Raw genomic sequence first — 23153 nt, 5'->3', positions numbered from 1 at the left:
CGGTTGAAAATATTTGGTCATTTAGGGATAATCCAAAAGAAGCAGACCTCTTTGGATTATCCCTATTTCTGTTGGAAAAAAATAGATTGAAACTTTTCATTTCCCTTTACGTATAAAATAAATATAAAGCTACCATTTCTTCAAAATAATGGTAGAATGACTATAGCTTTTCCGAGGAAAGGATAGAATAAGGATGACATTATTACTAAAAAACGTCACGAAACGATTCGGCAATTTCACCGCAGTGAATGATTTATCACTGGAAGTTCCGGTTAAAGAAATGTTTGGTTTCTTAGGGGCAAACGGTGCGGGGAAAACTACTACATTTCGTATGATATTAGGTTTGTTAGACCAAACAGAAGGAACAATTACATGGGATGGGAAAGAAATTAATTATTCTACAACACCAGAGATCGGTTACCTGCCTGAAGAACGCGGATTATATCCAAAAATGAAAGTAAGTGATCAAATTATTTATCTCGCTCGTTTACGAGGGATGAAAAAACACACGATCTTAAAGGAGTTGGATATTTGGCTTGAGCGCTTTAATGTACCGGAATATAAGAACAAAAAAGTAGAAGAACTTTCAAAAGGGAACCAGCAAAAAATTCAATTTATTGCAGCAGTCATACACAAACCAAAACTTCTTATTTTAGATGAACCATTTAGTGGCTTAGACCCTGTAAATGTAGAACTGTTAAAAGAAGCAGTGAAAGAAATAAAAGAAAGTGGAACGACAATTGTTTTTTCAAGTCACCGAATGGAGCATGTTGAAGAATTATGTGAAAATCTTTGTATTATGCATCATGGAGTGCCTGTTGTTTATGGCGAATTAAGGTCGATCAAGCGTTCGTTTAGTAAGAAAAATATTTCAATTCATGCTGATTTCGACTTATCCATGTTAGAGGCAATACCTGGTGTCTTGAAGTGGAAAAAAACAACAGAGGGTGTCCACTTACAAGTTGAATCAGAATCTATAGCAGAAGATGTGTTTAAAAAAGTCGTTTCAATAGGCTTTGTTAGGAAGTTTGAACTAGAGGAACCTTCTTTGCATGATATTTTCATTGAAAAGGTGGGTACTTCTTATGAGTAATTTTTGGATAATGCTTGGACATGCGTATATGTCTAAAATAAAGGCTAAATCGTTCATTGTAACAACTATATTATTAGCGGTAGGAATCGCTATTATGGCTAATATCGGTTTGATAATAGATGCATTCCAAGGTGAAGACAGAACGGAACAAGTTGCAGTTATTGATGACACGGGTCAATTATTTCCAGTTCTTGAAGATGAAATGAGGATGTTAAATGAAAATATAGATTTGGTATTACCAACAGCTTCACGAGCAGAATTAGAAACACAAGTAGAAGCAGGAACGTATGTTGGACTTTTAATCTTATCTTTTGGTTCAGATCAATTACCAGAAGCGGTCTATATATCTCCTTCATTATCAGGAAATGCGATTACATCAACTATCCATGCTGCACTTGGACATATCCAATCAACCATTGCGGCTTCTCAGCTTAATTTATCAATGGAAGAATTAGCGCATCTTAATGCTCCAATAACATTTACTCAAGAGGCGATCAATGAAGGCGCAAGGTCAGCAGAGGAGTTAAATCAGGCAAGAGGAATTGTATACATCTTATTATTTTTTATTTATTTCTCTGTCATTATGTACGCAAACATGATTGCGACAGAAGTTGCTACGGAAAAATCGTCACGAGTCATGGAAATTTTGATTTCTAGTGTCTCGCCTGTTAAGCAAATGTTTGCAAAAATAATTGGGATTGGTTTTGTTGGGTTAACACAGTTAACGGTATTGCTTCTAGTTGGATACTTATCCATAATGAGAAACCAAGAAGCACTAGTTGGAGGATTCTTTGATGTGTTTGGTTTCGATGATCTATCAGCTGCGATTATAATTTATGCCATTGTCTTCTTTTTGTTAGGATATTTTCTATATGCTACTCTCGCAGCTTTATTAGGCTCACTTGTTAGTCGAATTGAAGATGTACAGCAAATGATATTACCGATGACATTTTTAGTTATGATTGGATTCTTTATCGCCATGTTTGGATTAGGCATGCCTGAGTCGACATTTGTTACAGTTACCTCATATATACCATTCTTTACACCAATGGTTATGTTCCTTCGGGTTGGCATGTTAAACATTCCTCCTGTTGAACCAATTTTAGGCATTGTTGTGTTACTTGTATCAATCGGCATACTTGCTATTTTCGGTGCCAGAATCTATCGTGGTGGTGTATTAATGTATGGAAAATCAAATTCATTCAAAGATATTAAAAAAGCAATTGAATTAACGAAAAAATAAATAGGTTAGGTTAATCTTTTAAAGAACGAACAATAGTAAGAGCAGTGGATAAAATCATACTTCCATTGCTCTTTTTTCTAAAGGAAAGGAAGTGAAAAGGTGCAACCATTTACAGAGCGTGTACTCAATATTATCTTGGAGATACCTAAAGGAAAAGTGATGACATATGGGCAAATTGCCAAACTAGCAGGTAATCCGAGGGCGGCTAGACAGGTTGTTCGTATTCTTCATTCATTGAGTAAAAAATACAAGCTCCCTTGGCATAGGGTGATTAATGCAAAAGGGGAAATAAGCTTTCATGATGACGAGTTCTAAATGGTTCAAAAGCTATCATTAGAGGGGGAAGGGGTTCAGGTTATTGATAACAAGATCGATTTGAAAACATTTCAATACAATCCCGCAAAAGATCAAAGAGGGTGTCTCAAAAGGTCCGTTCTTTGACCTTTTTGAGACACCCTCGAAGCAATGAGCTAAACCGTCGCAATCTTTTGAAGCCTGTTATGAGTGGGTTTCTCAAACCGGTGCGCGACGAATGTGCCATTGCAAATCCTCTCAAAAGGTCTTTCTTGGACCTTTTGAGACAAACCCTTTGACAGAATTAAACCTCTCTACGAAACTTTTCAATAAAACGATTTGGATATTCTGAAGGCAATGCGCTCACTTCATCTAGTTCATTGAAATGTTCCTCCGAAAGCCTCCAGCCGATCGCACCAATATTTTCTTTATATTGTTCAAGTGTACGAGCGCCAAAAATAGGAGATGTAACGCCTTCTTTCATTAGTAACCAATTTAAAGAGACTTGTGTTGGCGTCTTCTCAATTTGTTTCGCAATTTCTTTCACTTTGTTAACGATATGGAAGTTACGCGCAAGTCCTTTGTTTTCCCAACTTGATTCCCCTTGAAGCCCTTGCGATAATCGGCCAAATGTCGGAGTTTCCAACCCTTCATATTTACCTGATAAAAAGCCACTTCCAAGAGGGCCCCATGGAAGAACACCAATGCCTTCTTCAATACATAATGACATGACTTCTCGATCCATTTCTCGATTGACTAAGCTATATTGCGGCTGAATGGAGATGAACTTAGCAAAGCCTTTTTGTTCACTGACAGACAAAGATTTCATTAATTGCCAAGCTAAGAAGTTAGAACAACCAATATACCTTACTTTTCCAGATGAAATTAAATCATCAAGTGTTCGCAATGTTTCTTCGATAGGAGTTAAATGATCCCATACATGAAGCTGGTAAAGGTCCACATAATCTGTTTGTAATCGCTTTAAACTTGTTTCGATTCCATCCATTACTCGTTTACGTGAATAACCAACGTCATTAGGACGGTCTCCTACTTTCATACGTACTTTTGTAGCTAATATAACATCCTGACGCTTTTCTTTAATCGCCTTACCGACGACCTCTTCAGATGTTCCACCAACATAAACATCTGCTGTATCGATGAAGTTCCCGCCATCTTCTAGAAATTGATCAATCATCGTAATAGACTCATCTTCCGGTGTAGCTTTACCGAATGTCATAGTCCCAAGACATAATTCGGATACAACTAATCCACTTTTTCCAACCGTTTTATATTGCATGTGTTCACCACTCCCAAGAAAAAGTATGTATAGGTCATATTGTACCAGTCTCTTTACTTCTTTGACAAAAATTTCCCCTTTTCAAAGGTAAGACTTACAGTATGTCTAATTACTGATATAATATTATTCATTACATAGAATTTGCCAAAGGAGAGGAATGAATCATGGCGATTGCTTTATCTAAAAAGATGAATGCTTTTCAGACGAGTATTTTTAATGAGCTAAATACATATAAAAAGAAAAAAATCCAAGAGGGTCAACAAATGATTGACTTAAGTATTGGAAGCCCCGACCTGCCTCCTCCTAGTTTTGTGATGGAAGAACTAGCTACAAAAGTAAAGGACCCTAATTTGTACCGTTATTCTCTAGAAGGAACACCAGAGTTTCTTACTGCTGTAGCAAACTATTACCACAGACAATATGAGGTCTCTATTCAACATAAAAAAGAAGCCTTGATGGTCATGGGGTCACAAGATGGACTCGTACATCTCCCATCAGTCATTACAGACCCAGGGGATATAATCCTAGTTCCAAATCCAGGTTATACAGCGTATGCTGCAGGAATTTCATTAGCCGAAGCTGTTCCATATTCGATGCCAGTTCGTCAGGAAAATCAATTTTTACCAGACTTGGTTTCAATTCCAGAAGAAATTCGCCACAAAGCAAAAATGATGATCGTAAACTTTCCAGGGAATCCAGTACCGGCTATGGCGACGAAGGATTTTTTTGAAAAGGTCGTTGATTTTGCAAGGAAATATAACATTATTGTCCTTCATGATTTCGCTTATTCTGAGTTATATTACGATAAAAAGCCAATTAGTTTCTTATCTGTTCATGGAGCTAAAGAGGTAGGAATTGAATTTAACTCTTTATCAAAGAGCTTTAATATGGCAGGATGTAGAATCGGATATGTTGTAGGGAATGAATATGTCATTGAAGGATTAAATCGATTGAAATCAAACCTCGATTTCGGTGTATTTTTACCGATTCAACATGCAGCCATTCGGGCATTAGAAAACACCAATAATTTTAGCGACGAACTTAGAAAGATATACAAACAACGTCGTGACATTCTCGTAGATGGCTTACATTCTTTAGGCTGGAATGTTGATCGACCGAGTGCTTCCATGTTTATTTGGGCGAAGACTCCGAAAAACTATAGCTCAACAGAATTTAGTTATAAATTAATGGATCAGACCGGCATTGTAACGATACCCGGAGTCGCTTTTGGCTCTGAAGGTGAGGGTTATACACGAATTTCTCTTGTTCAACAAGAAGACGTGTTGAGATTGGCTTTAGATAGACTAAAAGAGAGCTGCATGTTTTGAATGTATATCTTCAAGGTGTTCTTTCATATTTATAGGAGAACACCTTTGCTTTTATTGGTCTTACGTTGCATGAAGCGAGTATAAATTAAAGGAAATAATAAATCCTAATGATCTGAAGATGATTATTTACAAAAAGAAGAGAGGTCATTTGATGAATCAAGATTACGATAAAATCAGTAAAATTCAAGAAAAGCATAAGACTCCATATCTTGGAGGTGCGAAAAAACCAAAGTTAGGTGTAGAAGATCAAAATGCATCAACTAACTCAGGCATTTCTGTTGGAGCTGAAGGCAGAGAGGTTAGAGAGAGAAAATAGCATGCTTGAGATTGGGGTGTTCCCAAAGGTCAAAAACAGATCTTTAGGAACACCCCCTTACTTTATCGATAAAAATTCCCGAAGCTATAATTCAAAGCAAAATATATCGGGAAGCATGTTTTAGAAAACAATTAATTATTGCAGGGGATTATAATGTAAAAACGAATTATATTTATTTAAGAAAGCGTCACTTAGAACATGAGTATAGTTGAAGGAATAAACCAAAGAATAAAGTACTTTTTGCGTGATATAGATAAACTATTAATCAAATACAAGTTTATATAATTCAGGTTCAAATGGCTGGAGCTTAATTCATTATTTGCAATGACAAAGGAGGATTTACCATGACGGATACGCTCACAAAGGAATATGCTCAACGCTTAGACCGCCAAGATGAACTTAGCAAGTACCGTAACGAATTTTATATAAAAGAAGATACAATTTATTTTGATGGGAACTCACTTGGCCTTCTTTCAAAAAGAGCTGAACATAGCTTGTTGACTCTTTTAGATGCTTGGAAAAACCACGCTATTGATGGCTGGACTGAGGGAGAGAACCCATGGTTTTTCCTTTCAGAAACACTTGGGGAAAATATGGCCGCGCTTGTTGGCGCGAGTGTTGAAGAGGTTGTTGTTACTGGATCTACTACCGTGAACCTCCATCAATTGGTGGCAACTTTTTATAAACCAAGTGAAAAAAAGACGAAAATCCTCGCAGATGAATTAAACTTTCCAAGTGATATCTATGCTCTAAAGTCTCAAATTCAGCTTAAGGACTTGGATCCAAACGATCATCTGATTCAAGTTAAAAGCGATGACGGACATATGATCCGGGAAGAGGATATCATTAAAGAAATGAAAGATGATGTAGTCTTAATCGTTTTACCAAGCGTTTTATATCGAAGTGGTCAAATTCTCGATATAAGACGTTTAACGAAGGAGGCACATCAACGTGGAATTTTAATCGGATTTGATCTGTGCCATTCAATTGGATCCATTCCTCATCAGTTAAGTGAATGGGGAGTTGACTTTGCTTTTTGGTGCAATTACAAGCATTTAAATGGAGGCCCAGGTAGTGTGGGGGGACTATATGTGAACAAAATACATTTTCAACGTGCTCCAGGCTTAGCAGGTTGGTTCAGCTCAAAGAAAGAGAAGCAATTTGATATGGAGCATATATTAACACCTGCAGAGAATGCAGGTGCTTATCAAATCGGCACGCCTCACATTTTAAGCCTAGCACCATTAATCGGCTCCCTTTCTCTTTTTGAGGAAGTGGGAATAGGCGCGATACGAAAGAAGTCTCTTCATTTAACTCGTTATTTAATGAACTTAATTAACCATGAGTTAACAGAGTACCAATTTGTCATTCGTAACCCAGAAGAGGATGTGAAACGTGGCGGTCACGTCTATATTGAACACCCCGAAGCCGCAAGAATCTGTAAGGCTTTAAAAGAACATAAGATCATTCCTGACTTTCGTACCCCAAACGGGATTCGCTTAGCACCAGTTGCCCTATATAATACATTCGAAGAAGTATGGACGAGTGTACAAGTACTGAAGAAGATTATGAAAGAGGACCTTTATAAAAAGTATAAAAACGAGCGCGGAGTGGTGGCATAAATGATGAAACAACCCAATAAGGATAAGCAATGGATTGATATATCACAGCCCTTACAAAAGAACCTCGCCCATTGGCCAGAAGACACCCCTTTTTCATATAAAGTTACGTTTTCAAAAGAGCAAACGGGTTCTGTAAATATTGGACAAATCACGACAAGTGTCCATTCTGGGACACATGTTGATGCTCCGTTTCACTTTATCAATAATGGAGCTAAAATATTGGATTTGGATATTCATATTTTTATTGGAAGAGCACGAATCATTGATATTTCTGCCTATGATAAAATCGATCGAAATACGCTCAGTCAGTTTGATTTAAAAGGCGTATCCAGGCTCTTAGTGAAGACCTCGATTCCCAATCAGCCACATGTGTTCCCAGAAAAGATTCCATACGTGACAGAAGATGGGGCTGCCTATTTACAAAAGAAAGGAATTTTCTTAATTGGAGTAGACGTTCCTTCTGTTGACCCACTAGATAATAAAGAGTTAGAGGGGCATCATGCACTATACCAACATAATATTCACATTTTGGAGAATTTAATGTTAGATCATGTAAGTGTCGGTGACTACGATTTAATTGCATTGCCTTTGCCTCTAAAAGACGCGGATGGAAGCCCAGTACGTGCTGTTATTAAACCTTGTGACTGAGAGGAGCAGTTCTATGTCCAATCAAAATGAGGACCTTCAAAATAAAGCAACAAAAACAGAAAAGGGAATTCATACAGACTTCAGAAACCAGATGACATATGGGGAGTACTTAAAGCTAAACGATATTCTCTCAAGTCAAACTCGTTTGTCGAATCATCATGATGAAATGTTATTTATCATCATTCATCAAGTAAGTGAATTGTGGATGAAATTAATTCTTCATGAAATCAATGCCGCTATTCTTACTATTACAAATGATGACTTACAAACGTCCTTTAAACGTTTAGCTCGTGTGTCAAAAATACAATCACAAATTATTCAAGCTTGGGATGTACTTTCAACGTTAACTCCTGCAGAATACATGGAGTTTCGCGACTCATTAGGGCAGGCCTCCGGATTTCAATCATATCAATATCGATTAATTGAATTTGCTCTTGGATATAAAACTGGACATATATTAAAGATTTATGAAAAAGAACCAAATTTACATGCTATTTTGAAGCAAGCCTACCATTCACCAAGTCTTTATGATGTAGCGATACAAGCCTTAGCAAAAGCAGGATTAAAGATTAATAAAGATAAGCTTCAGCGAGATTTTTCAAAACCATACGAAGAAGATAAATCTGTGAATGAGGCATGGTTAACCGTATACAGAGATGTAGAACAATATTGGGATTTGTATCAACTAGGTGAAAAACTCGTCGACATTGAAGACTGGCTGCAGCAATGGCGCTTCCGACACATGAAGACAGTTGAGAGAATTATCGGTTTTAAAGTAGGAACAGGTGGTTCGTCTGGTGTTCATTATTTAAAAAAAGTTTTAGATCAACGTTTTTTCCCAGAACTTTGGAATCTGCGTACGGAAATATAATAGAAATGCATGAATCTATTTTACAAATACGAATGATTTCATTTTAGTTCGCTCAAACTAACACAAGAGAATTGAAAAGTGGGAGAAGATTTACAATTGAAATACTCTAAACCAATTATTGGTATAACCAGTACCGTGGTAAACCATAATCAGATTCGTAGTGTCAATTTACATGAAAAATTTATACGTGCGGTAATAAATGGCGGTGGGGTACCTATTGTCATTCCAATAGGGAAGGATGAGTTAGCAGAAGAATTGGTGTCTGTATGTGATGGCATTATATTAAGTAATGGTGAAGATGTTGATCCGCATTCGTACGGTGCAGACCCTGATCCTAAAACCCAAAAAACATATGGAAAGCGCGACCAAATGGAAATAGCGCTTGTTAGACAAGCAATCAACCAGAACAAGCCTATTTTAGGAATTTGTAGAGGCATCACCATGCTTAATGTTGCATTAGGTGGGACTGTCATTCAAGATATAGAGAAATTTATTCCAAATGCAATGAATCACTACCAACAAGCTGAACGTACAGAACCGACTCACGTAGTTTCTATTTCTGAAAGTAGCAGGTTATATAAAATGATCAACAGTAAAAACATTCGGGTTAACAGTATGCATCACCAGTCAATCGATAAACTTTCAACTGATCTGAAACAAGTAGCTATGGCACCAGACGGAGTCATTGAAGCAGTTGAGGGAGCAAGAAAACATCCCTATCTATTAGGGATTCAATGGCATCCGGAAGAAATGGCGACTGAGGATGTAAAGATGCAACAAATATTTACGGATTTTATCACTGAGTGCAGGCTTGCAAACACTGATTTCATAACAGGAAGTGATGGAAGTGAGTAATGGTAAGAAATATGTTTGGTACGCAAGTTATGGTTCTAATTTAAGTAGAGAACGATTTTTATGTTATATCCTAGGCGGTAAACCTGAAGGTTCAGAAATGGTGGAAGTAGGGTGTAGAGACAAGTCACTTCCAATAGATGAGGCAACATTTATTATAAATTACCCTTTATATTTTGCTAAGAATTCTAAGCGGTGGCAAAATCAAGGGGTTGGATTTATTGGGTTAACAAAGGATTCACAATACAAAACGTATAGCAGGAAGTATTTAATTACGGAAGAACAATTTAAAGATGTGGTAAGGCAAGAAAATAACGGACTTGAATTAGACATTAACTTAGAAAGAGTAGAATCAAGTAAGTATGAAACACTTCGAGATTCATGGTACGGGACAATTTTATTTCTCGGAAAAGAAGACGGGGTACCTATTTTTACTTTTACAGCTGATTGGGATTTAGATGTTCCATTCTCTAAACCTTCTAATGAGTACCTAAGTATGATTATTGAAGGGTTAAAACAATATGTTGAAATAAGCCATGAAGAAATCATAGATTATTTACTATTAAAACCAGGAGTAGACGGAAACTTCTCAAAAGAGGAAATTGAAAAACTGATTACCTAACTAAATGTTGAATCATCTATTTTTAGAGGCTGTCCCAAACGTCTGGAATAGAGGTGGGGGGTGTTTCAAAAGGTCTGTTTTTGACCTTTTTGAGACACCCCTTTTTTGTGTTGTTTTTAAAAAGTTGTTCATTCATCCTATTTTTTATCATAAGCATTTAATAAGAATTCCTTTCCCTTAACAGAGGTTTTATTAAAACGATGTCATGGGAGGTGCAAATTATGAAGGTTAAAAAATGTTTGAATTTCATCTATGAGAGCGAAAATTACTTACAGAGTCAATTTAAGATTTCTAAACAACATGCACACCATGGATTAGAAGGGGTATGTGAAACAATTCGATGGTTAAATTCTTCTATCTTCAAAGAAGCCGTTGCTGATTTAACCTGCTATATTACCGATGAGCCAATTAATTTTCCTGGAGAATTAGCCATTGATGATGTAGGATCCTTTGAACCCATTATTTATATTAACATTATGTCAGTAACAGAGTGTTTTCAGAATAAGGAATACATTATTGATTTGAAGAAAAATCGTACAACCTGTTTTGAATATGCTGCATTTGTGCTCTTACACGAAGTCGGTCACTATATCCATGCTCTTATTGGTGGGAATGGAAAAAGTAAGAAAGAACGGTTATTTGATTACTTTGACCGAGGAGAGTATCATTATGAGCGTTTTATCGATAACATGATAGACGGAAATACGAATAAAGAGAAAAAGAGGTATCGAAACATTCCTCATGAAAAAGCAGCAGACAATTTCGCCAGACAATATGTAGATTATATCTGTGATCAATGAAAGATCAGCCGACTTCGGTTGATTTTTTTCGTTTTTTTGCAAATACCTAAAAGATAATAGATCAAGAATAGGGAAAACTAATTTCACAATAAATGATTCGTTTTTCTAAGATAAGTTTTTCAAATGATTGAGATAACAAAATCCAATTTGACTTATAGGAATTATACAGATACGATTAAATTAATCATTTTATACAGTGAAATTTGTTGAATCTAGTCATTCATACTAAAATGATCTATATAATACTACGATATATTTGTGAGGTGGGTATTGTTGCAACTTCAGGTAATGAATAGTCCGTTTAATCAGGAGCAGGCAGATCTCCTTAACCGTCTTCTGCCGACATTAACAGAATCTCAAAAAGTATGGTTGACAGGATATCTTGCAGCCAGTCAATCACTTGCTGCTACTACAGGGACAACAGAACAGCAGTTGGTTGCGCCAACAGCGGCTCCATCAGTAGCGCCCGTTGTAGAGCAAACCATTTCTAAGGAAGTAACCATCCTTTTCGGATCGCAAACAGGAAACGCTCAAGGACTGGCAGAAAATGCAGGGAAAACACTTGAGGGCCGTGGGTTTGATGTTACTGTCGCATCGATGAATGATTTCAAACCGAATAATTTAAAGAAGCTACATAATTTACTTATTGTCGTTAGTACTCATGGAGAAGGGGATCCACCAGATAATGCATTGTCGTTTCATGAATTCCTTCATGGTAGAAGGGCCCCTAAGTTAGAGAATCTTCGCTATTCAGTGTTATCACTTGGTGACAGCTCTTATGAATTTTTCTGTCAAACAGGGAAAGAATTCGACCAAAAGCTAGAGGAGCTTGGTGGCAAGCGCCTTAATGATCGTGTTGATTGTGATCTTGATTTTGATGAGCCTGCAGCTGAATGGCTCGAGGGTGTTTTGGCTGGTCTAAGTCAAGCACAAGCAGGAGGGACTGAACCAGTTTCGTCAACAGCTGTAGCTCAAGAAGCGGATACGGTCTATTCAAGAACCAATCCATTTCGAGCAGAAGTCCTTGAAAATATTAACTTAAATGGACGAGGATCGAATAAAGAAACACGTCACCTTGAATTATCGTTAGAAGGATCTGGATTGACATTTGAACCTGGTGATAGTCTTGGTGTCTACCCTGAAAATGATCCAACTCTTGTAGACAGCCTTATTAAAGAATTAAATCTAAACCCTACTGAAGTGGTACAGATTAATAAACAAGGCGAAAGCCGCTCACTAAAAGAGGCTCTCACTACAAATTTCGAAATTACCGTTTTAACGAAAGCTCTTCTTGAAAAAGCATCTGCATTTCTCAAGAACAATGACTTAAAAGAACTTTTAACAAATGATGAGAAAGTGAAAGAATATATTGATGGTCGCGATATGCTTGATTTAGTTTCCGATTTTGGACCATGGAATGGATCAGCTCAAGATTTCATTTCAATTTTAAGAAAGTTGCCATCTCGTCTTTATTCAATTGCTAGTAGTTTATCAGCAAATGAAGAAGAAGTGCATTTAACGATTGGTGCGGTTCGATATGAGGCACATGGAAGAGAAAGAAATGGTGTATGTTCAATCTTGTGTGCAGATCGACTCCAGCCCGGTGATACACTTCCTGTCTACATTCAACATAACCAAAACTTTAAGTTGCCAGAAAATCCAGATACCCCAATCATCATGGTTGGACCTGGCACAGGTATCGCCCCATTCCGTTCATTTATACAAGAACGAGAAGAAATAGGTGCAGAAGGTAAATCTTGGCTCTTCTTTGGTGACCAGCATTTTGTCACGGACTTCTTGTATCAAACAGAATGGCAAAATTGGTTAAAGGACGGAGTATTAACGAGAATGGATGTTGCCTTCTCACGTGATACAGAAGAAAAAGTGTATGTACAGAATCGCATGTTAGAAAACAGCAAGGAATTATTTGAATGGCTTGAAGAAGGTGCTGCTTTCTACATTTGTGGTGACGAGAAAAAAATGGCGCACGATGTTCATAACACGTTACTTGATATTATTGAAAAAGAAGGCGGCATGAGTCGTGAGGATGCAGAAAAATATCTTTCTGACATGCAGCAACAAAAACGTTATCAGCGCGATGTATACTGATTTAGGTATTGGAAGGAGTTTATAATAGATGGTGAATAAATTATTATTAAAAGCGCCGGACGGCCCTCCAAGTGATGTCGAACGCATCAAAGAGGAAAGCAATTATTTACGTGGTACACTTGCAGAGACGATGTTGGATCGAATTAGTGCGGGAATTTCAGATGATGACAATCGCTTAATGAAATTCCACGGAAGCTATTTACAAGATGACCGCGATCTTCGAATTGAAAGACAAAAACAAAAGCTAGAACCTGCATATCAATTTATGTTACGCGTTCGTACTCCAGGTGGGGTTTCAACACCGGAGCAATGGTTAGTCATGGATGAGCTTGCTCAAAAATACGGCAATGCTACGTTAAAGCTAACAACACGTCAAGCATTTCAAATGCACGGAATTCTAAAATGGAATATGAAGAAAACGATTCAAGAAATTCATGCATCTATGTTAGACACGATTGCAGCTTGTGGTGACGTCAACCGAAACGTTATGTGTAATCCAAACCCTGATCAATCTGAAGTTCATGAGGAAGTATTCAAATGGTCCAAGCAGTTGAGTGACGATTTACTACCTCGTACAAGAGCGTATCATGAGCTTTGGCTTGATGAAGAAAAAGTTGCTGGCACACCAGATGTAGATGAAGTAGAACCAATGTATGGAGCGCTTTATTTACCGCGTAAATTTAAAATTGGTGTAGCGGTTCCTCCATCTAATGACGTTGATATTTTCTCACAGGACTTAGGCTACATTGCTATTGTGGAAGAAAACAAATTAGTTGGTTTTAACGTTACTATTGGTGGCGGTATGGGAATGTCACATGGTGATAAAGAAACGTACCCGCAGCTAGCAAAAGTCATAGGCTTCTGTAAGCCAGAACAAGTGTATGATGTTGCTGAAAAAATCATTATGATTCAACGTGACTATGGGAACCGTTCTGAACGAAAAAATGCTCGTTTTAAATATACGGTTGATCGACTTGGTCTTGATACAGTGAAGGAAGAATTAGAAAATCGTCTAGGATGGAAACTAGAAGAAGCAAAGCCTTATCATTTTGACCATAACGGTGATCGCTACGGTTGGGTGAAAGGCTCAAAAGGCAAGTGGCATTTTACGTTGTTCGTTCAAGGTGGTCGAATCACAGATCTTGACGATTATAAATTAATGACAGGTTTACGCGAAATTGCCAAAATCCATAAAGGTGATTTCCGTCTTACAGCAAACCAAAACTTAGTCATTGCTAATGTATCGAGCCAAAAGAAGAAGAAGATTAGTGAACTAATCGATCAATACGGACTTACGGATGGGAAGCATTACTCTGCTATTCGTCGTAGCTCACTAGCCTGTGTTTCGCTTCCAACATGTGGATTAGCAATGGCAGAAGCAGAACGCTATTTACCTAAATTAATCGATAAAGTTGATGAGATCATCGATGAAAGCGGCTTGAATGATAAAGAAATTACAATTCGTATGACAGGCTGTCCAAACAGTTGCGCTCGTCCAACGTTGGCCGAGATCGGCTTCATCGGGAAGGCTCCTGGTAAGTACAATATGTATTTAGGTGCAGCTTTTGATGGCAGTCGTTTAAGTAAAATGTATCGTGAAAACATTGGCGAAGATGAAATTTTAAAAGAACTAAAGGTACTTCTTCCACGTTATGCGAAAGAACGTGAGGAAGGTGAACACTTTGGAGACTTTGTGATCCGTGCAGGTGTAATTCAAGCTACAACGGATGGAACGAATTTTCATAATTAATTGGTAAGGTTGAGGCAGGAATTTAATCCTGTCTCTTTTTCTATACATTATCTTCAAATTAAAACATATGATCTTTATCAAACACAAAGGTGTCTAAGATCATATAATAACGTTTTGAAAGGTCAGGTGGTATGGTGAATGATGAATTTACTTGTTTCATGAAGTGTCCGATCTGTAAGAATGAAAATCATTGTGGCTTGCACTCATGTTGGTGTACGAAAGAATGGTTCCCACATGAAATTTTTGAATTAGTTCCAAATGAACTTAGGGATAAGTCGTGTATATGTAAAGCGTGTCTAGATTCATTTAAAAAATGAGTATCAACATGTTTCCTGTTTGCAACAATGCATGGCTCCTGTCCCGCTACTTAGGCCTTACTCTGTTGATCAATGTATGGTCTTTGTAGAAGAAAGGAACTTTCAATTATACAAAAGTCAATTTTTTCGATTGAAATTTACAAACAAAAAAATAATCCCTTGAACATACATATATCAGGGGATTATATGATTTGTTATTTATCTTTGTTTATAATCTTTACTGCATATTCATGATAATTTGCTTCTTCATATGCTTTTACTAGTCCAATTTTATGAATGTCATGTTTCATAATTTCTTTATATTTAATCTTAATATCGAACTCATCTTTAAAAGGGAATGGGGCAATCGACACTTGTTTAGTATTTAGCCAAATTGCAGTAATGTTCTTGCCATTTGTACATGGAAGTTGGTCTGAATTTTTGAACTGATAATTTTTCTGTTGTCCAGGTTTATTCATACATAAATATAATGACAAGTGATCACAAAATTGAAGCAAATAAAAATGAGAAATTAGCAAACTTTCGTGGCATGCGGGATTGATTTCGAGTTGATTTTTTAACTTTTCTTGCCTTTCTTCTTCATGAGATAAAAACCACTGGTATTCATTGTCATTAGAACTTAATAAAGCACAAAAATGGAGACTACATAGCAAAGCTGCGTATGAATTCTCTCTTTCCACTTCATCAATCCCGTGTTTATAGTGCACTAGTTTAGGTACAAGTGGAAAGTCGATAAACGAATACGGCACCTTATTCAAATCATTCCAAAAAGGTGTATGATCTAAGGCAATCCATCCTCGATCATGCTGATATACACTGTATATAACGTCGTTTCTTTTGTTTATTCCTTGAAATATGTCCTCATTCCAATTTTCAGCTAGTTGACCAGAAATAATAGCATGGTCATGCTGCTTTACCAAAACAAAGCTATTTACTTTTTCGCGAACGATCACCAGTGTTCCCCCTCACCCTGTGATTTTCTTACATACTTCTACATTAATATGTTTATCCCTTTTTTATCTGATATGTGATTACTTCTTTAGTGTTTATTCCGTTTCATTATAGAGAAACTCTAATACTGATTAAGTAGAAATAATTTAAAGACGCACTTCTTCAGAGACGTGCGCCATATACTACTTCTCTTATTTTTATCGTTTGCCGATTATTCCGTAAAAAAAGATATTAGTTATGTCTTCAGTTAGTGGAAGGATCTTGTGATAAACATCTTCTCTTTGAATATAGTCTTTTAACATTTGAACATAAAAAAGGATCGCTTCTTCCGATAAGTTCGGATCAATAAACCCTTGTTCTTTTCCTTCTTTAAACAAAACAGTAAAATAAGGAACTGCTTTTTCAACGTAAATCTTCTCAATATAATTTCCTTCGGTTGAATATTCTTTCATTAGATGTTGATAAAATTCTTCATTTATCTGTTTTGCTACTTCTTTCTTATTAAAAATAATTTTTTGGATTTTGTCAGGAAAAGGGGTGTCGCTATAAATAATCTTTTCAAAATCGCTCGATGCCTTGTCTACGTAATAAATAAATACATCGTGAATTAATTGATGTTTGCTTTCAAAATAATTATATATGGTCACTTGTGATACATTGGCTTCCTTAGCTATTTCTGAAATGGACACTTTTGAAATGCCGTATTCCATGAACAACATTAATGCAGCCTCAAGGATATTCCGTTTCTTTTGTTCTTTACGTCGTTGAAAACCATCCATTTCATTCACCTCTATAAAGATTGTAATAAAAAATATGAAATAAAACAAACGATAAAGTTCATAACCCCTTGTCAGAAAGTTATTATATATATATTATGAAATGTATAAGTAAAATAATTTCATAACTTTCATATTTTATAGAGAGAGGAATTTTATTCCCATAAGGAGGTTTTTAAGATGACCATAATAAAAACAACGAATTTAACAAAGAAGTTTGGCAAATTTACAGCTGTGAAAAGTGTGAATTTGGAATTGAATCCAGGAGAAGTGTTTGGCTTTATCGGTCCTAATGGAGCTGGAAAGTCAACAACAATTCGAGTTTTGCTTGGTATATTGAAAGCAACTGAAGGGGAAGCAAAGATATTCGGAAAAGATGCTTGGAAAAATGCAGTAGCGATTCATCGACATCTTGCATATGTACCTGGAGATGTGAATCTTTGGCCAAATTTAACAGGTGGGGAAGTCATTGATTTATTTATGAAATTAAGAGGAAGTCATCAAAAAAATCGCAGAGAAGAGTTTATTGAAAGATTTAAACTAGATCCATCAAAAAAGTGTCGTACGTATTCAAAAGGAAATCGCCAAAAAGTTGCGTTAATAGCGGCTTTTGCATCAGAGGCAGATTTGTATATCTTGGATGAACCAACTTCAGGACTTGATCCGTTAATGGAAAAGGTGTTCCAAGATTGTGTACTGGAAGCAAAGAGGGCTGGAAAGAGTATATTGTTATCAAGTCACATTTTATCTGAAGTAGAGCGATTATGTGATAGAGTCGGAATCATTCGGCAAGGTGAAATGATTGAAACGGGAACATTAAATGAATTGCGTCACTTAACTAGAACGAACTTGCTTATCGAAACAAAGCTTCCCATCACTGGACTGTACGAAGTAAAGGGGATTCATGATATTCAAGAAAAGGAACAAGCACTTTCTTTTCAAGTGGACTCTGAGCATTTAGACGAAGTCATGAAATATGTTAGTCAGTATGGACTGATAAAACTAGAAAGTTCACCACCAACATTAGAAGATTTATTCATGCGTCATTATGAAGGTCCAGGAAAGAGTTCTCATTTAGGAGCAGGAGGTGCCTCGTAATGTGGACGCAGCTATCTAATCAAACAGGTGAAATGGCTCGCTTCATCATTCGACGTGATCGAATTCGTTTTCCGATTTGGATTACGTCTCTTGTCCTAATTACAATTGTAACAGCATCAGCTTTTACGAATTTATATCATACAGATCATGAAAGACAGGCAATGGCTGAAACAATGAAAAATCCAGCCATGACAGCTATGCTTGGACCTGGATATGGATTAGATAACTACATGGAAGGCCCAATGATGGCTCACCAAATGTTACTATTTACAGCAATCGTCGTAGCCATCATGAGTATTTTATTCGTAACACGACATACACGAGCAGATGAAGAAGAAGGACGGATTGAATTAATTAGGTCTCTTCCCGTTGGTCGTTTATCAAACCTTTCAGCAACCGTTATGGTAATAAGTAGTTTGAATGTTATTTTAGCTATTGTAATTGGGGTCGGATTATATAGTTTACAAATTGAAAGTATGAATCTAGAAGGGTCACTATTATATGGAGCTGCGTTGGGGGCAACTGGAATCTTTTTCACAGCCATCACAGCATTATTTGCTCAGCTTTCAGAGAATTCTAGAGGGACCATTGGCTTATCATTCACTATATTAGGAATTGCTTATCTCATTCGAGCAGTTGGTGATGTAAGTAGCGCAACGCTTTCTTGGTTTTCACCGCTTGGTTGGATTTTAGGAACAGAGGTATATGTAAACAATTTTTGGTGGCCAATTATCCTAACAATTTGTGCAGCGATCGCGCTGACTGCACTCGCTTTTTATTTAAATACAATTCGGGACTTGGATTCAGGGTTTCTGCCTTCAAAACCAGGGAGAAAGCATGCTTCACCGTTTCTACAAAGTCCTCTTGGTTTAGCGTTTAGGCTCCAACGTACAGGGATCATCACATGGGCGATCGGCATGTATGTGTTAGGTCTTTCTTACGGTTCTGTTTTTGGCGACCTAGAATCTTTCTTTTTAAATAATGAAATGATGAGTCAAATATTAACACCGGTAGAAGGTTTATCGTTAACAGAACAATTTTTAACGATGTTAATGTCCGTAATTACGATGGTTTGTACTGTGCCTGCATTGATGTTTATGATGAATCTTAAAGGAGAGGAAAAAAAAGCTCGTACTGAACATTTAATATCTCGCTCTGTATCTCGAACGAAAGTGATAGGCAGTTATTTTGTATTAGCTTTCTTTTTAGGGTTTGCTATGGTATTTTTAGCCGTTCTAGGGTTATGGTCTGCATCCGTTTCAGTCATGGAGGAACCCATTTCGTTTATGGTCATGTTCAATGCAGCGATGGTTTATTTGCCAGCTATTTGGATTATGATCGGACTTTCGGTACTCGTAATCGGTTATAAGCCGCAGTTTACAGGCTTATCCTGGCTTTATTTAGGTTACTCATTTCTAGTCGTTTATCTAGGGGGATTACTACAATTTCCTGAATGGCTAGGGAAGCTTTCACCATTTGGTCATATCCCACAGCTACCAGTTGAAGATATGAATTTTGTTATTTTTTTCGTGTTGAGTAGCATTGCTGTTGCATTCATCCTTGTTGGATTTATTGCATATAAGAAGCGCGATTTATCTGGATAACTAGCTTAAAACACCAATCGCCCAAAAGCAATTGGTGTTTTTTTATATTAAATCAAATAAGTTATTAAGGGGTATTTGATTATAGAAAATAAATTCAGGATAAACTGGTTTACTATACTTTTAAATTTACAATGATATGAATTAAGGAGTTACTATGGGAAGCGAAACAAATATGTTAACAAATAGAGTAATTTATTCTAAACGTAATGTATGGTCAGGGGTTTTATTTGGACTAGGTCTGATTGCTTTTTTTGATGAGATGGTATTTCATCAATTGCTAAGATGGCATCATTTTTACGATAGATCAACGACTGATATTGGGTTAATTTCTGACGGTCTTTTCCACGCGTTTAGCTGGTTTGCAACAATTGGTGGATTGTTTTTGTTTGCAGACTTGCGCAGACGTAATGCTGTTTGGATGACTCGGTGGTGGGGAGGCGTCTTCTTCGGGGCAGGAGTATTCCAATTATATGATGGAATCGTTCAACACAAGATTATGCGTATACACCAAATTCGATATGTGGAGAATGTAATTGTTTATGATCTATTCTGGAATATTGGTGCTATAGTGTTAATCATCATAGGATGGATTCTCATAAGAAGAACTAGCCCTAACAATCAACAAGGGAGAGCTGTTGCAAGTGAACACGCATGAGCATATCCACCATACGAATAGTACGCATGTTGAACATATGATAGGAATCATTCCACAATTTATTTTGGCTATTCCATTTTTAATAGCGCTCATTGTCTATATTATGGCAGTATTGATTTCTAATAGGAAATACAAACAATGGTCTTTTTATCGGATTTTATGTTGGTCAGTCGGTGTTATCTGTGCTATTGCGGCAGTTGCAGGGCCTTTAGCTGAACGAGCACATGTTGATTTCACGATGCATATGCTTGGTCATTTATTACTTGGAATGCTTGCACCTTTACTGATGGTGCTTGCTGCGCCAATGACTCTTATATTGCGTACCCTAAGTGTGACATCAGCTAGGAAACTTACGAGATTTCTTAAAAGTAAACCTATTCAAATCGCAACGGACCCATTTGTCGCATCTCTCCTCAATATTGGAGGGCTATGGATTCTTTACACAACGAATTTATACCAAGCTATGCACGAACAGATGCTTCTTTATATTTTGATTCATGCCCATGTATTTTTAGCAGGGTATGTTTTTACCGTATCCATGATCTATATTGATCCAACTCCACATCGAACAAGTTATGTGTATCGTTCGATTGTCTTAATAATAGCCCTAGCTGGTCACGGAATTTTATCAAAATATATATATGCGAACCCACCAGCTGGTGTAGCAGTGTCTCAAGCAGAAATGGGCAGCATGATAATGTACTACGGCGGAGATGTTGTAGATATCATCATTATCTTTATACTTTGCTTGCAATGGTATAGATCCACTAGACCACGCACGATGTATCAGTCAGGATATTCAATTGAAAATTAGTAGATACTCATCTATAAGAGATATGTTTGCTTCTTACATATTTTAAGTAAGAATATGTGTAAAGGAGGGACACTGGATGAAAGATAAAGAAAATATGCAGAAAGATGAACCAACTATAGCAACTAGGATTGACAAAAGAATTAAGCGAAAAAGCAACACAGGAAGAAATAGAAGAGGAGATTCAACTAGGAACTGAAAGGCTCGGCGTTCCTACCTGATGTAAACTTAAGGTCTGTTTAATGAAATCATCTGCGTGCATACATATCATTACTCCTTTTTAGTTAATGGTTTATTAACACGGTTTGAAAGCAGGATGAGAATGTGCGAAGTCCTATAATAGTGGTTACCTTTCCAAGGAATCTTTCACATAACAAAACGCATTGAATTTCAGATAGAAATAGACTTTTTCCCCAATTGTAGTGAAATTCCAGTTATAATGAGAATGGCAGTACTTTACAGAGAAGATTGGAGTGTATACATATGGAACAGAATCTCTATGAAAGAGTTGGTGGAGAAGAAGCGATTGAAAAAGTTGTAGATTATTTTTACAACGAGTTGGTTTTAAAAGATGAGACTGTAAATCACTTTTTTACAAATACTGATATGGAAAAACAACTGCAGCATCAGACCAAATTTATTAGCTATGCTTTAGGTGGTCCACAAACATATAAAGGCAAGTCAATGGAAAAAGCGCACCAAGGATTGAACATTCAACAGTTTCATTTTAATACGATTGCTAAACATCTCCACGATGCTCTTGCTCATTTTGGAATAGCCGAAGGTGATATAACCGAAGCTTTGGAAAGAGTAGCTTCGTTAAAGGAAGATATAGTACATAAGTAATATTACATGCATATGAGCGTTTCTGATTTTCTTAGAAACGCTTTTTCGTAATTGATGACGTTTGGACAGCATTCATATTTGTAAATTGAAACCATTTCTTTTATGTATTATCCCCCAATAATTGAACATGTGGAAGATGAGTTAAAACATCTTAATGAAGAGTAGAAGCGCACTCGATTATAGAGCTCTCGATCAGTAAGTTTGTTAGAAATGTAGACATCCACATGGACAGTAAACTGAATAACCATTGTACTTTCATTAACAAAATAATACAGAAGTACAATGGTTATTTTTACGCTTCTAATTACTATAAGGTTTGAAAGTTAGCTTTAAGGAACGTACGTTCTGTTCTAATGGTTATTCCGTGATTGATCATTTTGTGGAATCATATCGGATGTAGCATCACTGACGATATCCGCTGCCTTCTTTGCTTCCTTCTCATCTTCTTTTGCTTTTTTTATAATGTGACGAATATCATCCGAGGTATTTTGAGACATTGATATCACTTCCTTTATTTTTTTCTTATAATTCCTTGAAATCAAACCAATATTACTGGAAATTATTGTTGGTAAACGTTTATGTAATACCAAATACTGATAGTTTAGCAAATCTCCCTTTGAGCCATGATAATCCAAAGGGGGGAATCTCAAAGTGTTAAAAAAAATAATATCATTAACAATATCGATACTGTTCTTAGCTCTGACCGGCTGCGGGATAGATGATCATGCAACGAATCCAGGTGGAATAAGAGGGCAAGGGTTTGATTATGAAGTGACAGAAAAAGATGTGGCGAGAAGAGTAGCTAACGAAGAACATGCTAATCAAGAGGACGAAAGACATACAATTCAAAAAATAGAAAAACAGGTTGAAGACATTAATGGGGTAGATGACGCCCGAGTTATCATTCAAGAAGATAATGTTCTGATTGGTTTACAAACTGGGGAAGAAAGCAATGAAGTAGACACAAGAATTCAGCATATGGTTAGAGCATCCAATGTGGAAAAACATGTCCATGTTGCAACTGATAAGAATATTGTTCAACGTATTTACGCATATGATAACCAGTTACGTAATGGGATGACTTTCGATCAAATCGGTGCAAATTTCACAGATATTCTTAACGATATAGCAAGAGGTACACAACATCATTATCAACTTCCAAGATGAATTATAAAAAAAGGCTACTTATTTATTTAGCCTTTTTTTATTGTTAAAAATAATAAAAAAATTGAAACTTTTAACAGTTTTTT

The 23153-nt window shown here is 36.6% G+C and carries 23 protein-coding genes and 1 pseudogene; 20 read left to right on the top strand and 4 right to left on the bottom strand.

Annotation, left to right across the window (positions count from 1 at the left end; all coding sequences use genetic code 11):
• Positions 1-193: 193 nt before the first annotated feature.
• From AC1FXP_RS01225 to AC1FXP_RS01215, 3 genes and pseudogenes are all read left to right on the top strand, one after another.
• A complete protein-coding gene (locus tag AC1FXP_RS01225) occupies positions 194-1093 on the top strand; it encodes an ABC transporter ATP-binding protein (RefSeq protein ID WP_480058117.1) in 900 nt (299 codons plus the stop codon).
• Positions 1086-2336 carry an ABC transporter permease gene (locus tag AC1FXP_RS01220; protein ID WP_480058116.1) on the top strand — a complete coding sequence of 417 codons (1251 nt, stop codon included), beginning with the start codon at positions 1086-1088 and terminating at the stop codon, positions 2334-2336. The genes AC1FXP_RS01225 and AC1FXP_RS01220 overlap by 8 nt, the downstream gene beginning before the upstream one ends.
• A 99-nt stretch (positions 2337-2435) precedes the next feature.
• Positions 2436-2777, top strand: a pseudogene (locus AC1FXP_RS01215) (MGMT family protein).
• Positions 2778-2934: 157 nt separating this feature from the next.
• On the opposite strand, the gene AC1FXP_RS01210 reads toward AC1FXP_RS01215, so the two are convergent.
• On the bottom strand, positions 2935-3927 hold the full coding sequence (locus tag AC1FXP_RS01210) for an aldo/keto reductase (protein WP_480058115.1): 993 nt from the start codon (positions 3925-3927) through the stop codon (positions 2935-2937).
• Positions 3928-4091: 164 nt separating this feature from the next.
• Here AC1FXP_RS01210 and AC1FXP_RS01205 point away from each other — a divergent pair, with 164 nt between their 5' ends.
• The 11 genes from AC1FXP_RS01205 to AC1FXP_RS01155 all read left to right on the top strand — a co-directional run bounded on the left by AC1FXP_RS01205 (position 4092) and on the right by AC1FXP_RS01155 (position 15162).
• Positions 4092-5255, top strand: coding sequence for an LL-diaminopimelate aminotransferase (locus AC1FXP_RS01205; protein WP_480058114.1), 1164 nt, complete (start codon positions 4092-4094; stop codon positions 5253-5255).
• 151 nt (positions 5256-5406) lie between these two features.
• Positions 5407-5571, top strand: a complete 165-nt coding sequence (locus tag AC1FXP_RS01200) for a hypothetical protein (RefSeq protein WP_480058113.1) — start codon at positions 5407-5409, stop codon at positions 5569-5571.
• A 344-nt stretch (positions 5572-5915) separates the two neighbouring features.
• Positions 5916-7193: a kynureninase gene (gene kynU, locus AC1FXP_RS01195; RefSeq protein ID WP_480058112.1), complete on the top strand. Its 1278-nt coding sequence runs from the start codon at positions 5916-5918 to the stop codon at positions 7191-7193.
• On the top strand, positions 7194-7841 hold the full coding sequence (gene kynB, locus AC1FXP_RS01190) for an arylformamidase (RefSeq protein WP_480058111.1): 648 nt from the start codon (positions 7194-7196) through the stop codon (positions 7839-7841).
• Between the two features lie 13 nt (positions 7842-7854).
• Entirely contained in the window at positions 7855-8712 is an 858-nt protein-coding gene (gene kynA / locus AC1FXP_RS01185; protein WP_480058110.1) for a tryptophan 2,3-dioxygenase, read from the top strand.
• A 78-nt stretch (positions 8713-8790) separates the two neighbouring features.
• Positions 8791-9567, top strand: a complete 777-nt coding sequence (locus AC1FXP_RS01180) for a gamma-glutamyl-gamma-aminobutyrate hydrolase family protein (RefSeq protein WP_480058109.1) — start codon at positions 8791-8793, stop codon at positions 9565-9567.
• Entirely contained in the window at positions 9554-10186 is a 633-nt protein-coding gene (locus AC1FXP_RS01175) for a hypothetical protein (RefSeq protein WP_480058108.1), read from the top strand. Before AC1FXP_RS01180 ends, AC1FXP_RS01175 begins: the two co-directional genes overlap by 14 nt.
• 221 nt (positions 10187-10407) lie before the next feature.
• Positions 10408-10986, top strand: a complete 579-nt coding sequence (locus tag AC1FXP_RS01170) for a hypothetical protein (RefSeq protein WP_480058107.1) — start codon at positions 10408-10410, stop codon at positions 10984-10986.
• A 273-nt stretch (positions 10987-11259) separates the two neighbouring features.
• Entirely contained in the window at positions 11260-13095 is a 1836-nt protein-coding gene (locus tag AC1FXP_RS01165) for an assimilatory sulfite reductase (NADPH) flavoprotein subunit (RefSeq protein ID WP_480058106.1), read from the top strand.
• 28 nt (positions 13096-13123) lie between these two features.
• Entirely contained in the window at positions 13124-14845 is a 1722-nt protein-coding gene (cysI, locus tag AC1FXP_RS01160) for an assimilatory sulfite reductase (NADPH) hemoprotein subunit (RefSeq protein WP_480058105.1), read from the top strand.
• A gap of 131 nt (positions 14846-14976) precedes the next feature.
• The gene (locus tag AC1FXP_RS01155; protein WP_480058104.1) at positions 14977-15162 is read left to right on the top strand and encodes a cysteine-rich CWC family protein; all 186 of its coding nucleotides are present in this window, start codon (positions 14977-14979) and stop codon (positions 15160-15162) included.
• Between the two features lie 194 nt (positions 15163-15356).
• Here the strand turns inward: AC1FXP_RS01155 and AC1FXP_RS01150 are convergent, their stop codons facing one another.
• The gene (locus AC1FXP_RS01150) at positions 15357-16115 is read right to left on the bottom strand and encodes a DUF3891 family protein (RefSeq protein WP_480058103.1); all 759 of its coding nucleotides are present in this window, start codon (positions 16113-16115) and stop codon (positions 15357-15359) included.
• A 195-nt stretch (positions 16116-16310) separates the two neighbouring features.
• Complete coding sequence (locus AC1FXP_RS01145; RefSeq protein ID WP_480058102.1) at positions 16311-16892, bottom strand: TetR/AcrR family transcriptional regulator; 582 nt, start codon at positions 16890-16892, stop codon at positions 16311-16313.
• A gap of 177 nt (positions 16893-17069) precedes the next feature.
• Between AC1FXP_RS01145 and AC1FXP_RS01140 the strand changes: the two genes are divergently transcribed.
• From AC1FXP_RS01140 to AC1FXP_RS01120, 5 genes are all read left to right on the top strand, one after another.
• The gene (locus AC1FXP_RS01140) at positions 17070-17987 is read left to right on the top strand and encodes an ABC transporter ATP-binding protein (protein WP_480058101.1); all 918 of its coding nucleotides are present in this window, start codon (positions 17070-17072) and stop codon (positions 17985-17987) included.
• Positions 17987-19591 carry an ABC transporter permease gene (locus AC1FXP_RS01135; RefSeq protein ID WP_480058100.1) on the top strand — a complete coding sequence of 535 codons (1605 nt, stop codon included), beginning with the start codon at positions 17987-17989 and terminating at the stop codon, positions 19589-19591. The genes AC1FXP_RS01140 and AC1FXP_RS01135 overlap by 1 nt, the downstream gene beginning before the upstream one ends.
• Positions 19592-19745: 154 nt before the next feature.
• Complete coding sequence (locus AC1FXP_RS01130; protein ID WP_480058099.1) at positions 19746-20246, top strand: DUF2243 domain-containing protein; 501 nt, start codon at positions 19746-19748, stop codon at positions 20244-20246.
• Positions 20247-20283: 37 nt separating this feature from the next.
• Complete coding sequence (locus tag AC1FXP_RS01125) at positions 20284-21060, top strand: cytochrome c oxidase assembly protein (protein ID WP_480058878.1); 777 nt, start codon at positions 20284-20286, stop codon at positions 21058-21060.
• Between the two features lie 480 nt (positions 21061-21540).
• Positions 21541-21903: a group I truncated hemoglobin gene (locus AC1FXP_RS01120; protein WP_480058098.1), complete on the top strand. Its 363-nt coding sequence runs from the start codon at positions 21541-21543 to the stop codon at positions 21901-21903.
• Between the two features lie 350 nt (positions 21904-22253).
• Here the strand turns inward: AC1FXP_RS01120 and AC1FXP_RS01115 are convergent, their stop codons facing one another.
• Positions 22254-22400, bottom strand: a complete 147-nt coding sequence (locus tag AC1FXP_RS01115; RefSeq protein ID WP_480058097.1) for a hypothetical protein — start codon at positions 22398-22400, stop codon at positions 22254-22256.
• 154 nt (positions 22401-22554) lie between these two features.
• On the opposite strand from AC1FXP_RS01115, the gene AC1FXP_RS01110 reads away from it, so the two are divergent.
• Positions 22555-23070 carry a YhcN/YlaJ family sporulation lipoprotein gene (locus AC1FXP_RS01110; protein ID WP_480058096.1) on the top strand — a complete coding sequence of 172 codons (516 nt, stop codon included), beginning with the start codon at positions 22555-22557 and terminating at the stop codon, positions 23068-23070.
• Positions 23071-23153: the final 83 nt, after the last annotated feature.

It is taken from the genome of Halalkalibacter sp. HAAS-P013 (genome assembly GCF_056619925.1).
The sequence above is the reverse complement of the archived record's forward strand: the minus strand, read 5'-3'. Positions and strand labels throughout refer to the sequence as shown.

What these genes read in the sequence shown, in the direction of transcription:
- kynB (WP_480058111.1), top strand. Translation starts at nt 7,194, where the DNA reads ATGATGAAACAACCCAATAAGGATAAGCAATGGATTGATATATCACAG.
- AC1FXP_RS01220 (WP_480058116.1), top strand. Translation starts at nt 1,086, where the DNA reads ATGAGTAATTTTTGGATAATGCTTGGACATGCGTATATGTCTAAAATA.
- AC1FXP_RS01155 (WP_480058104.1), top strand. Translation starts at nt 14,977, where the DNA reads ATGGTGAATGATGAATTTACTTGTTTCATGAAGTGTCCGATCTGTAAG.
- AC1FXP_RS01135 (WP_480058100.1), top strand. Translation starts at nt 17,987, where the DNA reads ATGTGGACGCAGCTATCTAATCAAACAGGTGAAATGGCTCGCTTCATC.
- kynU (WP_480058112.1), top strand. Translation starts at nt 5,916, where the DNA reads ATGACGGATACGCTCACAAAGGAATATGCTCAACGCTTAGACCGCCAA.
- AC1FXP_RS01125 (WP_480058878.1), top strand. Translation starts at nt 20,284, where the DNA reads ATGATAGGAATCATTCCACAATTTATTTTGGCTATTCCATTTTTAATA.
- AC1FXP_RS01170 (WP_480058107.1), top strand. Translation starts at nt 10,408, where the DNA reads ATGAAGGTTAAAAAATGTTTGAATTTCATCTATGAGAGCGAAAATTAC.
- cysI (WP_480058105.1), top strand. Translation starts at nt 13,124, where the DNA reads ATGGTGAATAAATTATTATTAAAAGCGCCGGACGGCCCTCCAAGTGAT.
- AC1FXP_RS01115 (WP_480058097.1), bottom strand. Translation starts at nt 22,400, where the DNA reads ATGTCTCAAAATACCTCGGATGATATTCGTCACATTATAAAAAAAGCA.
- AC1FXP_RS01130 (WP_480058099.1), top strand. Translation starts at nt 19,746, where the DNA reads ATGGGAAGCGAAACAAATATGTTAACAAATAGAGTAATTTATTCTAAA.
- AC1FXP_RS01225 (WP_480058117.1), top strand. Translation starts at nt 194, where the DNA reads ATGACATTATTACTAAAAAACGTCACGAAACGATTCGGCAATTTCACC.
- AC1FXP_RS01175 (WP_480058108.1), top strand. Translation starts at nt 9,554, where the DNA reads ATGGAAGTGAGTAATGGTAAGAAATATGTTTGGTACGCAAGTTATGGT.
- AC1FXP_RS01200 (WP_480058113.1), top strand. Translation starts at nt 5,407, where the DNA reads ATGAATCAAGATTACGATAAAATCAGTAAAATTCAAGAAAAGCATAAG.
- AC1FXP_RS01120 (WP_480058098.1), top strand. Translation starts at nt 21,541, where the DNA reads ATGGAACAGAATCTCTATGAAAGAGTTGGTGGAGAAGAAGCGATTGAA.
- kynA (WP_480058110.1), top strand. Translation starts at nt 7,855, where the DNA reads ATGTCCAATCAAAATGAGGACCTTCAAAATAAAGCAACAAAAACAGAA.
- AC1FXP_RS01145 (WP_480058102.1), bottom strand. Translation starts at nt 16,892, where the DNA reads ATGGATGGTTTTCAACGACGTAAAGAACAAAAGAAACGGAATATCCTT.
- AC1FXP_RS01210 (WP_480058115.1), bottom strand. Translation starts at nt 3,927, where the DNA reads ATGCAATATAAAACGGTTGGAAAAAGTGGATTAGTTGTATCCGAATTA.
- AC1FXP_RS01205 (WP_480058114.1), top strand. Translation starts at nt 4,092, where the DNA reads ATGGCGATTGCTTTATCTAAAAAGATGAATGCTTTTCAGACGAGTATT.
- AC1FXP_RS01140 (WP_480058101.1), top strand. Translation starts at nt 17,070, where the DNA reads ATGACCATAATAAAAACAACGAATTTAACAAAGAAGTTTGGCAAATTT.